The 10,651-nt window shown below is 70.8% G+C and carries 10 protein-coding genes; 3 read left to right on the forward strand and 7 right to left on the reverse strand.

Translation table 11 applies throughout. The features are described from left to right. Positions 1–141: 141 nt before the first annotated feature. Together ABS772_RS17075 and ABS772_RS17080 are read right to left on the reverse strand one after the other, a co-directional pair. Complete coding sequence (locus ABS772_RS17075) at positions 142–504, reverse strand: response regulator (protein WP_238257479.1); 363 nt, start codon at positions 502–504, stop codon at positions 142–144. A gap of 127 nt (positions 505–631) precedes the next feature. Next, positions 632–1,891 (reverse strand): ATP-binding protein, encoded by a 1,260-nt coding sequence (locus tag ABS772_RS17080; protein ID WP_350395997.1) that lies wholly within the window; start codon positions 1,889–1,891, stop codon positions 632–634. Between the two features lie 196 nt (positions 1,892–2,087). Here ABS772_RS17080 and ABS772_RS17085 point away from each other — a divergent pair, with 196 nt between their 5' ends. Beyond that, positions 2,088–3,521, forward strand: coding sequence for a class I adenylate-forming enzyme family protein (locus ABS772_RS17085; protein WP_350395998.1), 1,434 nt, complete (start codon positions 2,088–2,090; stop codon positions 3,519–3,521). Between the two features lie 259 nt (positions 3,522–3,780). Then, on the forward strand, positions 3,781–4,122 hold the full coding sequence (locus ABS772_RS17090; protein WP_306423550.1) for a hypothetical protein: 342 nt from the start codon (positions 3,781–3,783) through the stop codon (positions 4,120–4,122). A 90-nt stretch (positions 4,123–4,212) separates the two neighbouring features. Here the strand turns inward: ABS772_RS17090 and ABS772_RS17095 are convergent, their stop codons facing one another. The 5 genes from ABS772_RS17095 to ABS772_RS17115 all read right to left on the reverse strand — a co-directional run bounded on the left by ABS772_RS17095 (position 4,213) and on the right by ABS772_RS17115 (position 9,671). Continuing rightward, entirely contained in the window at positions 4,213–4,407 is a 195-nt protein-coding gene (locus ABS772_RS17095; RefSeq protein WP_238257475.1) for a hypothetical protein, read from the reverse strand. Positions 4,408–4,592: 185 nt separating this feature from the next. After that, on the reverse strand, positions 4,593–4,961 hold the full coding sequence (locus ABS772_RS17100; protein ID WP_350395999.1) for a DUF6481 family protein: 369 nt from the start codon (positions 4,959–4,961) through the stop codon (positions 4,593–4,595). A 104-nt stretch (positions 4,962–5,065) separates the two neighbouring features. After that, on the reverse strand, positions 5,066–5,275 hold the full coding sequence (locus ABS772_RS17105; protein ID WP_238257473.1) for a cold-shock protein: 210 nt from the start codon (positions 5,273–5,275) through the stop codon (positions 5,066–5,068). Positions 5,276–5,581: 306 nt separating this feature from the next. Further along, positions 5,582–9,178: a transcription-repair coupling factor gene (mfd, locus tag ABS772_RS17110; RefSeq protein ID WP_350396000.1), complete on the reverse strand. Its 3,597-nt coding sequence runs from the start codon at positions 9,176–9,178 to the stop codon at positions 5,582–5,584. A gap of 196 nt (positions 9,179–9,374) precedes the next feature. Then, a complete protein-coding gene (locus tag ABS772_RS17115; protein ID WP_056199677.1) occupies positions 9,375–9,671 on the reverse strand; it encodes an FAD assembly factor SdhE in 297 nt (98 codons plus the stop codon). A gap of 232 nt (positions 9,672–9,903) precedes the next feature. Between ABS772_RS17115 and ABS772_RS17120 the strand changes: the two genes are divergently transcribed. Next, the coding region (locus tag ABS772_RS17120) for an OB-fold nucleic acid binding domain-containing protein (RefSeq protein ID WP_350396001.1) at positions 9,904–10,651 on the forward strand (748 nt) is incomplete at its 3' end.

The following is a 10,651-nucleotide window of genomic DNA, read 5'->3' on the forward strand; positions in this document are numbered from 1 at the left end:
GTTCGGGGTGGGGGTGGTGCCGGATCGAGCGCGGCGGTGCCGTCTGCACCACCCCCACCCCGAACCCCTCCCCACAAGGGGGAGGGGACAGGCCAGGCTCTGACCGAGGTGATCAACCGGAAACCGTTTGAGCAGGGATCCTCACCCCACCCCCAATTGCTGCGCGGCGCTCATGATCGCCGTCATGCGGTAGGGCTTCATCACCAGCACGCTCTCGCTCACCTGCCGGGGCTGCTCGGCGCTGTAGCCGGTCACGTAGATGACCGGTAGCGCCGGATGGAGGAGGCGGGCGCGCTCGGCGAGGTCCCAGCCGTCGAGCTGGCCCGGCAGGCGGATATCGGTGAACAGGAGATCGAGCCGCTCGGCCACCTGGAGCAGGCCGTAGGCCTCCTCCGCGGTGCCGGCGCTGAGCACGGCGAAGCCGGCATCCTCGAACTCCATGGTCACCGCGTTGAGCAGCATCTCTTCGTCCTCGACGACGAGCACCGTCCGCTTGTCGGTCATCCCTCCCCTCTCCCTCCTTCGTCCCGTCGCCCTGCGGGCCCGCGCCCGAGTGAGCAGAGGACGCAAAACGTCGACGATGCCCTAGCGCGTTGCATCCAGTCCGGTCCCCGCCCTCCGGGACGGTCCTTCAGCCCGGGACCGCCACCGGCGACAGCAGCGGCGGCGCGAAGCCGGACTCGGCGGCCGGGGCCGGACGCGTCGCCGCCGGGCGGGCCGCGGCGGGCGCCTGCGCCGGGAAGGACAGACGCACCGTGGTGCCGGGCCGGTCGCCGCGCACGAAGCTGGCGTTGCCGCCCGATTGCTGCGCGAAGCCGAACACCTGGCTGAGCCCCAGGCCCGTCCCCTGCCCCAGCGGCTTCGTGGTGAAGAACGGCTCGAAGGCCCGCGCCTCCACCTCCGGCGGCATCCCGGTTCCGGTATCCGACACCTCGACGGCGAGCCCGTCGCCGTCCGGCAGCGGCCGGGTGGCCAGGGTGAGCGTGCCGCCCTCCGGCATCGCGTCGCGGGCGTTGACCGCGAGGTTGAGGATCGCGTTCTCGAGCTGGTTGGGATCGATGCTCACCCGCGGCAGGTCCGGGGCGAGGTCGGTCTCGAGCCGGATCCGCGAGCCGATCGTGCCGCGCAGGAACTCGGCGAAGGAGGCGATCTGCGCGTTGACGTCGGTGCTCACCGGCGAGAGCGGCTGGCGGCGGGCGAAGGCCAGCAGCTTGTGCGTCATCGTCGCCGCCCGCTCGGCTCCCTTCACCGCGTCGCGCAGCTGCCTGCGCAGAGGGCCCTCCTCGGGAAGGCCGCGCTCGACCCGGTCGAGGTTGAGCAGCACCACGTTGAGCAGGTTGTTGAAGTCGTGGGCGACGCCCCCGGTGAGCTGGCCGATCGCCTCCATCTTCTGGCTCTGGCGCAGCAATTCCTCGGTGCGCTGGCGCTCGGCGATGGCCGCTTCCAGGGCCGCGAGCGCCGCGTCGCGCTCACGGATGCGCGCCTCCAGCGCCTCGTTGGCCTGGCGCAGCTGGGTCGGCGACGGCAGCGTCAGCGCCTTCGGCATCAGGAGCCAGAGCGCCACCGCCGTGCCGATGGAGGCGAGGCCCGTGAAGAGCTTGACCGCCGCCTCCAGCCCGTAATCCGGCACCCAGAGCGTCCAGATCGCCATGAGGTGCGTCGCGCCGCAGGCGGTGATGAACACGGCGAACGACCAGAACATCCAGCCGAACACCACGTCCCGGCGGCGGGACACGAAGTAGGCCAGCCCGACGGGAATCGAAAAATAGGCGAAGGCGATCAGGCTGTCGGAGACGACGTGCGTCCAGATCAGCTCCGGGCGCCACAGCAGACAGATGCCGTGGGGCGAAAGGTTTTCGACCTCCCACAGCCGCCGCAGAAGTTCGAGCATTGCTCCGCCCCCGGCTCATCGGCCTGCGATCCTACAGGTCGCGCCGTCAGATGCTCAATAGGAATTCGGGTGCTCCGGCGAATGCGGGTGCCCCTCGAGCCAATTCTCTACGCGGGACGCCTTGGACCACCAAACGTTAAGTCTTGCTTAACCCTATTTGCCCATCACCGGGAGTGGTTTTCGAGGGCGGGCGCGAGTGTCGGCGCAACGAGCTATCACGCAGGCTGAGGCGTCGCCGAGGGCCTTGCAGGACGCTCTGCAGGGAGCTCTGCAACGGGCCTTGCAGGGGGCTCTGCAAGAGACCGCGCGGGACGCGTCGCCCGAGGCCCCGCCTCCGGCGCCGGCCGCCGCGCCGAGGCGCGTCAGCCTCGGCAGCCTGCTGGCCGCCACGGCCCGGCGCCATCCCGACCGGATCGCGGTGGTCGACCCCGCCGACAAGCCGGCGTGGAGCGACCGGCCCGCCATCACCTGGACCTACGCCGCCGCGGCCGAGATCGTCGAGCGCCTCGCCCGCGGCCTGCGGAGCTGGCGCCTGCCTCCGGGAAGCCGCATCGGCCTGTGCCTGCCGGGCTCGGCGGAGAGTGCGCTGGCGATCCTCGCCGTCGAGGCCGCCGGCCACGTCGCCTGCCTCCTGCCGGTCTCCTGGGACGAGGAGCGCCTGCTCGCGGCGGCGCAGGGCGTGGCGCTGAGCGCGGTGCTGACCCAGGCCCGGCTCGGCTCGGCCGCGCCTGCCGAGCGCCTCTGCACCGTCGCCGCGCGCTATTTCGGCCTGCGCTACCTCGCCGCCTTCGGCCCCGACGTGCCGGACGGGGTGATCAACCTCGACCGCTTCGTCCTCGACGGCCCGGCCGGCGAGCCGGCGGAACCGGCCCCCGCTTCCGCCGGCATCGTCAGCTTCGTCGGCGGCGATCCCGAACGGCCGATCTATCGCAGCGGCGAATCGGTGGTGGCGGCCGCGGCCGCCCACCTCGTGGCGATGCGGGTCGCGCCCGGCGAGCGCATCCTCAGCCTGATCGGCCCGCACGACCTGCGCGGCCTCGCCACCGGGCTCGGCGCCGCCCTCGTCGCGGGCGCGAGCCTGGAGACGATGCCGCTGTTCGACGGCGCCGCCTTCGCGGCGGCCCTGCGCCGGCCGGGGCCGACCCATCTCGTCGCCCCCGCCTTCCTCGAGAAGAATCTCGCCGGCCGCGACCTGCCGGAGGATCTGCGCTCCGTCGCCCTGGTCCACCGTGCCCCGGCCCGCCTCCCCGGCCGCAGCCGCGCCGCCGGGCGACCGCAGAGCCTGCGGCTCGACACGGTGGTCGACACGATCGTCTTCGACGAGACGGCGCTGCTGTCCGGCCGGCGCGGGACCGCGGCCGACCTCTCGCTGGTGCTCGGCAAGCCGGAGCGCCTCGCGCTCCCGGCCACCCTGATGGCGCTGCGGCACGGCCCGGACGGACGCCTCGCCTTCCGCGGCCAAGCCAGCGCCGCGGCGGCGCTGCAGCGCGGGACTCCGCCGACCGTGCCGAGCGATGCCTGGCAGGAGACGGCCTACGCGCCGGTGCTGTTCGCGGGCCTCGCCACCGCGATCGAGGCGATGGAGACGCCTGAACCCGCGGTTTCCCCGGAAATTTTTGCGCCTGCGTAATCCGGCCCGCGACGCGCGGCGCCCGCGCCCCGCGCGCCTTCGCCCCGGCGATTGAAACGTCATCTGTGACAGCGACTTGACGGCGTCGCGGCAATCCCCGCCCGCGTTGTCCACCGCCTGTGCGGCGCAGTTCATCGCGCCTTCATCCAAGCGATTCCATGGTCACTGCATCTGCATGGCCGGCGAACCAATCGTGGCCGTGCGGGTTATCCGGGGTGCCTCTTCACACGAGGCACGACATGGGGTAACGCTGAAGCTTATGGGTGCGCTGCAACAAGTGCTCGTCGTCGACGATGGCCACCGGGCCGTCGATCGCTCTCTCGCCGCCGACCTTGCCGGGCTCGGTTACGCGAGCGTCACCGCTTCGATCGAGGCGGCCGACGACGTTCTCGCCGTGATCGCCCGCCCCGCGGCGATCGTCCTCCAGCTGTCCGCCAGCCCGAACCCGCACATCGCCGCCCTGGCCAACCGCCTGCGCGAGCAGATGCGCGTCGGCGGCATCCCGGTGATCGAGATGGACGATGCGGGACCCCGCCCCGGTGCGCCGGTCGACCTGAAGAGCCGAATCGGGCCCTACGTGCTCAACGAGCCGGAGCTGTAGGGCTTTCCCATAACGGGACAATGACGGGCGGGCCGAAAGGTCCGCCTTTTTCGTACGCGGTCCAAGAGGCGACCGCGCTTCGAGAGTCGATTACGCCGCGACGATCTCGCTCTCGCGCACGGCGCGTTCCGCCGAGCCCGAGCGGATGCGGTAGGAGGGCTCGCCGGTCGGATCGTCGGGCATCAGGCGGACGATCTCGCTGACCGCGCCGAACCCCAGCCGCTCGTCGATGGGGGACGATTGCGCGCGACGGACGCGCTGGCCGAGCTTGAACTTGTGCATCATCGGTATCTCCTCGAACGCTTCCGCCGGACGGTGAAGACCGCTTCGGCGAAGGAGAGCCCCGTCGGGACAACGGGCAAGAGCCGATCGTGGTCGCAGGCGGGGATCGTATCGGCCCCACGCCGCGCCGGGGCGGGTTTCCGCGCACCGGACGAACCCGGCGCGCGGTCGCGGTTGCCCGCGGGCGATCAGCGCCGCAGCTTGATCTTCGCCTTGCGGGCGGCGTAGCGGGCGTCCCGCTCTTCCTTCTGCTTGGCCTGGGCAAGGCGGACGCGCTCGGCGGCGGCCTCGATCTCGGCGGCCTTGCGCGCCGCCTCCGCCTCGCGCTCCGCGGCGGCGATGGCGGCCAGCCGCTCGGCTTCGAGACGCCGCTGCACCGCGCGCTCCTGGACCCGCTCCTCGCGGGCGACCGCGATCGCGCGGCGCTCGGCCTGTCGCGCCTGCACGGCCGGATCGTCCTGGGCGGGACGGGCGCGGAAGCGGGCGAGCATGGCCTCCCGGGCGGCGGCGGAGTTCTGGCGGCGGTCGTCGAAGGAGTTTTGTTTGCTGAAGCTCACGGACTATCCTTGATCGTGCCGGGCTCGGAACGGGCCGCGGCCTTGAAAAGCGTGAAGCCGCTCCGGTGGGAGCGGCTTCGAAATCTCGGGGCGTTCGGCGCGGATTACGCGACCTGGAGCTGTCCCGCGGACTGCTTGCCGGAACGGCGATCGGTTTCCAGCTCGTAGGAAACCTTCTGCCCCTCGGCGAGGCCGCGCAGACCGGCGCGCTCGACGGCGGAGATGTGGACGAAGACGTCCTTCGAGCCGTCCTCAGGCTGGATGAAGCCGAAGCCCTTCTGCTCGTTGAACCACTTCACGGTACCAGTCGCCATCGAAACGTCCTCGTCTTCCGCAGGATACAAGCAAATGGCCCTGGTGCCGCACGGCGCCGGGCCCTGTCGTTCAACCGATTACGAAGGAAAATGAGAACCGCCCTGCGGAGGCGTCACGGCCCATAAAATCCGGCCTCGCATCGATGAGAACTGATATGCAATTTCATTGGAGCTTTATCAAGGCACGATTTTATTTTTCACAACGCGGGAATTGTTAGCGGGTCATCCGGGATGACCCGCCTCGTGAAGATTTTCCTCAACCCGCAGCGCAGGTTGAAGCCTGCGGCTCCCCCGCGACCGCGCCGCTCACGCCGCCTTCCTGGCCCGTTTGGCGATGGTCACGAGCCCGCGCATGATCTGCGTCGTCTCCTTCAGGCGCTTCGGAATGCCGTCGAGTTCGCGGATGAACACGACGCTCATGTCGGGGCGCACCTTGGCGAAGGAGCCCTGCTCCACGACCATGGCGGCGAGCCCCTGCGGGTTGGCGAAGGATTTTTCGCGGAAGTGGACGACGACGCCCTTCGGCCCCGCCTCGACCTTCTCGACGTTCGCCTCGCGGCACAGGATCTTGATCGTCACGATCTTGAGGAGTTGCTCCACCTCGGGCGGCAGCGGCCCGAACCGGTCGATCAGCTCGGCGCCGAAGCTCTCCATCTCGGCGTCGTTCTCGATGGTCGAGAGGCGCCGGTAGAGGCCGAGGCGGACGGTGAGATCCTCGACATAATCCTCGGGGATGGTGACGGGGGCGCCGAGCGCGATGGTCGGCGACCACGCCTCCTCCACCGGCTCCTCGATCCCGGCCTTGAGCGCGGTGACGGCGTCCTCCAGCATCTGCTGGTAGAGTTCGTAGCCCACCTCCTTGATGTGGCCGGACTGGGCGTCGCCGAGCAGGTTGCCGGCACCGCGGATGTCGAGGTCGTGGGAGGCGAGCTGGAAGCCGGCACCGAGCGTGTCGAGGCTCTGGAGCACCTTGAGCCGCTGCTCGGCCTGGGCCGTGAGCTGGCGGTTGGCCGGCGTCGTGAACAGGGCGTAGGCCCGCGCCTTGGAGCGGCCGACGCGCCCGCGCAGCTGGTAGAGCGCGGCGAGCCCGAACATGTCGGCCCGGTGCACGATCAGCGTGTTGGCGGTCGGGATGTCGAGGCCGGATTCGACGATCGTGGTCGAGAGCAGCACGTCGTACTTGCCCTCGTAGAACGCCGTCATCACGTCCTCGAGCTGGCCCGCCGCCATCTGGCCGTGGGCGACGGCGACGGTCACCTCCGGCATCTCCTGGTCGAGGAAGCGCTTGACCTCCGCCAGATCCTCGATGCGCGGCACGACGTAGAAGGCCTGCCCGCCGCGGTAGCGCTCGCGCAGCAGCGCCTCGCGGATCAGGAGCGGGTCGAACGGCGTCACGAAGGTGCGCACCGCCAGCCGGTCCACCGGCGGCGTGGCGATGATCGAGAGTTCGCGCACCCCCGTCATGGCGAGCTGCAGCGTGCGCGGGATCGGCGTGGCCGAGAGCGTCAGCACGTGCACCTCGCTCTGGAGCGCCTTCAGCCGCTCCTTGTGGGCGACGCCGAAATGCTGCTCCTCGTCGACGATGATGAGGCCGAGATCCTTGAACGCGACGTTCTTCGCCAGGAGCGCGTGGGTGCCGACGACGATGTCGACCTGGCCCTCGGCAAGCCCCGCGCGGGTCTGGCGCTGATCGCCGGCCGAGACGAAGCGCGAGAGCTGCGCGATGTTGATCGGCAGGCCCTTGAAGCGCTCGGCGAAGGTCCGGAAATGCTGGCGGGCGAGCAGCGTCGTCGGCACCACCACCGCCACCTGCTTGCCCGAGATCGCCGCGGCGAAGGCCGCGCGCAGAGCCACCTCGGTCTTGCCGAAGCCGACATCGCCGCAGACGAGGCGGTCCATCGGCCGCCCGGCATTGAGGTCGTCGAGCACCGCGTCGATGGCGTTGGCCTGATCCTCCGTCTCCTCGAACGGGAAGCGGGCGGCGAATTCCTCGTAGAGGCCCTCCGGCGCCTTGAGGCTCGGGGCGGGCTTCACGAAGCGCGCGGCGGCGACCTTGATGAGCTCGCCCGCCATCTCGAGGATGCGGCGCTTCATCTTGGCCTTGCGGGCCTGCCACGCCCCGCCGCCGAGGCGGTCGAGCGCCACCTCGGAATCCTCCGAGCCGTAGCGGGTCAGAAGCTCGATGTTCTCCACCGGCAGGAGCAGCAGGCCGCCGGCATATTGCAGCTCCAGGCAATCGTGCGGCGCGCCGGCCGCCGTGACGGTCTTGAGGCCGACGAAGCGGCCGATGCCGTGGTCGGCATGGACCACGAGGTCGCCGGGCTGGAGCGCCTGCACCTCTAGGATGATGTCCTGCGGCCGCTTGGACTTGCGCTTCTGGCGCACCAGCCGGTCGCCCAAAATGTCGCCCTCGGCCACCACCGCGAGCCGGTCGAGGGTGAAGCCCGCCTCCAGGCCCCAGACGGCGACCGCCACGTCGGTGCCGCGCTTCAAGGCGTTGACCGCGGTGAAGGTGTTGATCTCGATCGGTTTTTTCAAGCCGTGATCGGTCAGCACGCCGCAGAGCCGGTCGCGGGAGCCGTCGGACCAGGATCCCAGGATCACGTGATGCCCGGAGGCCTGCAGGTCGCGGATATGCGCCACCGCGGCGTCGAACACGCTGATCCCCTCCTCCGCCCGCTCGGGCGCGAAGTTTCGACCCGCTCGGGCGCCGCAATCGATCACGGCGCGCGCGTCGGAATCGGGCTGCGCGAAGGGGGTCAGCCGCGCGACCGTGCCGGCCTCGACCTTGCCCTTCCACTCGTTCGGCGTGAGGTAGAGCGCGCGCGGCGGCAGCGGCTTGTAGGGCGCGACGCCGGATTGAGGATTCTTCAGCGCCGCCTCGCGGGCCTGGAAGTAGTCCTGGATCAGGGCGAGCCGCTCGGCCGCCGCCTCCTCGACCTGCGGGTCGAACAGCATCGGCACGTCGCCGAGATAGTCGAACAGGGTGTCGAGGCCGTCGTAGAACAGCGGCATCCAGTGTTCGAGCCCGGCATAGCGCCGGCCCTCGCTCACCGTCTCGTAGAGCCGGTCGTCGCGGGTCGCCGCGCCGAAGCTCGACAGATACCCCTGCCGGAAGCGCCGGATCGTCTCGGTGGTGAGCTGCACCTCGCTCATCGGCACGAGGTCGAGGGAGCGGAGCGACCCCACCGTGCGCTGCGTCTCGGGATCGAAGGCGCGGATCGATTCGAGGGTGTCGCCGAAGAAGTCGAGGCGGATCGGGTTCGGCAGGCCGGGCGGCGACAGGTCGAGGATGCCGCCGCGCACGGCGTACTCGCCCGTGTCACGCACCGTCCCCGTGCGCAGAAACCCGTTGGCCTCGACCCAGGCGACGACCTTGTCCATCGGCACCACGTTGCCGATCGCCGCCGAGAAGGTCTCGACCGCGACCCGGGCGCGGGGCGGCACCCGCTGCACCAGGGCGTTCACCGTGGTGCAGAGGATGCGCGGCTTCTCTTCCGACGAGCGAGAGCGGGTGAGCCGCGAGAGCGCGGTCATGCGCTGGGCGGCGATGGCGGCGTTCGGCGAGACGCGGTCGTAGGGCTGGCAGTCCCAGGCCGGGAAACTCATCGCCTCGATCTCGGGGGCGACGAATTTCAGGGCGTTCTGGAAGGCGTTGGAACGGCCCGAATCGCGCGCGACGTGGACCAGCACCGCCGGCCCCTCGAACGTGCCCGACAGCGCGCGGGCGAGGTCGGCCGCCACCAGGGCGTCGAAGCCGTCGGGGACGGAGGCCAGCGTCGGGCTGTCGCCGCGCCGGATCGCATCGAGCGCCTTGGTCAGCGGCGCCGATTTCGGCAGGGCGAAGCGCGCGGTCTGCGGCTTCGGGGCGGGAGCGGGCGGCTTGGGCTGGGGTTTGACCATCGGTTCTTGGACAAGGGGCTGGAAAAAGCCCCTCCCCTCTGCGGGGGAGGGTGCCTGCGGAGCAGGCGGGAGAGGGGGCGACGTTTCCGGAGAGGTCGCTCCCCTCACCCGACCCGCTTCGCGGGCCACCCTCTCCCGCAGAGGAGAGAGGGGGAGCCGCGGCACTCGATGGGAAATCGAGGAATGCCGACGATGTTCAGTTATGGATCGGCGCGTCGTGCCGATGGAACGCCTTGAGCCGGCGATACACGGCGGTGTCGTAGTTCTCCGGCGTCGCGTCCTCGCCGGTGAGCCAGCGGAACAGGTCGCGGTCGGGCACCTCGATCAGCGCCTCGAACTGCGTCAGCTCCTCCTCGGACAATTCGCCGATCTCGGCATCGGCGAAGCGGCCCATGATCAGGTCCATCTCGCGGATGCCACGGTGCCACGCCCGGAACAGCGTGCGGCGGCGGCGCGGGTCGAGGTCGGCGCTGGTGCGGGTGGTGCCGGACATGGGCTGTCCCCCTATGAATCCTGAACCCGCATGTAGAGGGGCGTGCGGCCGCGGGCAAACGGTGCGTCGGCGCTTGCGCGCGGTGTCCGCGCGCCGGGAAGCGGCCGAGCCGGCCGGAGGAACCGGTGAGAAGCACGCGCCGGATGCCATCTGCGCAGATGTGGGCGAGGGGTGAAGCGGAGTATAGGGTGTCTCGGATTCCCGCGCTCGACAGGCCCTTGAACCCGGTCACATGACCTCGGACACCAGCCAGACCCTCGGGCACCGTGCGGAGGCGGCCCCTCCCCGCTCCGGTGGCGACGACGCCCCCGGCCTTCGCCCCAGCATCCTCGACCCGCTCTTCGCCCCCGCCCGCGGCCTGCCCGGCGTCGGGCCGAAGATCGCGCCGCTGATCGAGAAGCTGCTCGGCTCCGAGGAGCGGCCGGCCCGCGTCGCCGACCTGCTGTTCCACCTGCCCCAGAGCGGCGTCGCCCGGCCGCTCTGCGGCTCGATCCGCGACGCGCCGACGGGCGAGCCCGTGACGCTGGGCGTCACCGTGGTGGCCCACCGGCCGCCGGGATTGGGCAAGCGCGCCTTCCGGGTGCTGGTGGAGGACGGGACCGGCGATATCAGCCTCGTCTTCTTCGGCATGCCGCGGGGGCGCATCGAGAAGATGCTGCCGGTCGGAAGCCACCGCTACGTCTCGGGGCGGATCGACCTCTGGGACGGCACCCGGCAGATGGTGCACCCCTCGCGCATCCTCGACGAGGCGGGGCTCGCGAACCTGCCCGCGGTCGAGCCGATCTACGGCGCCACCGAGGGGCTGACCTCGCGGGTGATCAGCCGGATCGTCCACGGCGCCCTCGACCGGCTGCCCGTCCTGCCCGAGTGGCAGGACCCGTCCTATCTCGCCCGCAACCGGTTCCCGCCGTTTGCCGAGGCGCTTCGCATCGAGCACCGGCCGGAGGAGGCGCCCCCTCCCCCCGTCGAGGGACAGGCCC

This window comes from Methylorubrum podarium (genome assembly GCF_040270385.1).
In the GTDB taxonomy this organism is placed as follows: Bacteria; Pseudomonadota; Alphaproteobacteria; order Rhizobiales; family Beijerinckiaceae; genus Methylobacterium; species Methylobacterium podarium.